This is a genomic window from Pseudoalteromonas sp. G5_S1_14_S5 (assembly GCF_054968605.1).
In genome coordinates this window covers 1-1,425 of record NZ_JBQKUM010000178.1, presented here as the reverse complement: position 1 = coordinate 1,425, position 1,425 = coordinate 1, and the positions used below count along the sequence as shown (strand labels likewise).

Genomic DNA, 1,425 nt, shown 5'->3' with positions numbered 1-1,425 from the left:
TAACACTGATCATTTAAGCATTTTTTCGATCAGTTGAACGATCCTATAGATGGTTGACAATACCCTTAAGCACTTTTGTTTAAGGGTATTTTTTATGCTGTCACACTGGTTAATTGATGTTGACGATTTTGCTAATCCAGAATCTCTTTCTTTGTTCCAAAAAGACCTTCCGCTAGATTGGATAAACCAAGCTTTATCTGAAACGAATAAAGCGAGTATGCGCCGTAGAAAGCTACCCGCTGAACTCGTTGTATGGCTAGTCGTTGGTATTGGTCTATATCGAGATAGACCGATCACCGATGTACTCGATAAACTCGACCTCAAATTGTCGAATTCATTGGGAGAGTCTATTGCACCTAGTGCAATTCCTCAGGCGAGAAAGCGCCTCACCGCTAAACCTTTACAGTCATTATTCTCAATCACTGCAAAACACTGGACACAGTTGGAGGATGCCGCTGATACATGGAATGGTTTGAGTCTATTTTCAATTGATGGTACACAGTTTAGAACTCACGATAATCCAAGCTTAGTCGAGCATTATCAATATGTTTACTACCGAAAAGATAGGCATACTGAGTACCCAATAGTTCGAATGTGCGCACTCACATCACTACGCAGCCGCCTTATTCATGATGTGGCTTTTGGAGAAAGCTCTAAAGGTGAAATCAGCTATGCAAAAGATTTAATTTCATCATCAGTTCCGAATTCATTGACCATTTTTGACCGTTGCTATTTGAGCGCAGAACTTATGCTGAACTGGCAACAAGAGCATGGGACAAGTCACTGGATGACCCCAATAAAGTCGAATGTGAAATATGAAATCATCGAGCAACTCGATGATGAGGGACGTGATCTGATTGTAGAGATGAAAGTCTCTGAGCAGGCCAGAAAACAAGACGCGAGCCTCCCAAAAACGTGGCAAGCTAGGCTGGCTCTATATCCTAATGAAGGAGATAAACAACCCAATCACATCAAAGGGTTGCTGACTTCTCTGACAGATAGGAAATACAGTTTAAACGAATTATTGGATGTGTACTTCGAAAGGTGGGAAATCGAGAATAGCTATGGCGAGATTAAGCATGACATGCTTGAAGATGAAATCCTGCTCCGAAGTCAATCTGTAGAGGGCGTAGAGCAAGAAATATGGGGTATCCTTATCGCATATAACTTGGTTCGTCTGGAGATTAGCCGGATAGCAAAAGAGGCAGAAGTCTCGCCACTTAGGATAAGCTTCACGATGGCTCTTCGCGATATTCAAGATGAACTAATGTGGTGTGCTATCGCCTCACCAGGTTCGGTTCCCAAAAAGTTGCGTGCTATGAGAGAACGAGTGAAACGTTATATCTTGCCCGAAAAACAAAAACGGCCCAAAGACAGGACCGTTCGTTTTAGCAAAACTCGCTACATTGTGCGTTCTAAACATCT

Annotated in this window: 1 protein-coding gene; it reads left to right on the top strand. The window is 42.3% G+C overall.

What is annotated here, in order from left to right; translation table 11 throughout:
- Window positions 1–94: 94 nt before the first annotated feature.
- Window positions 95–1,425, top strand: a 1,331-nt coding sequence (locus ACTRWI_RS22420; protein WP_499133900.1) for an IS4 family transposase, incomplete at its 3' end; no start/stop codon positions are given.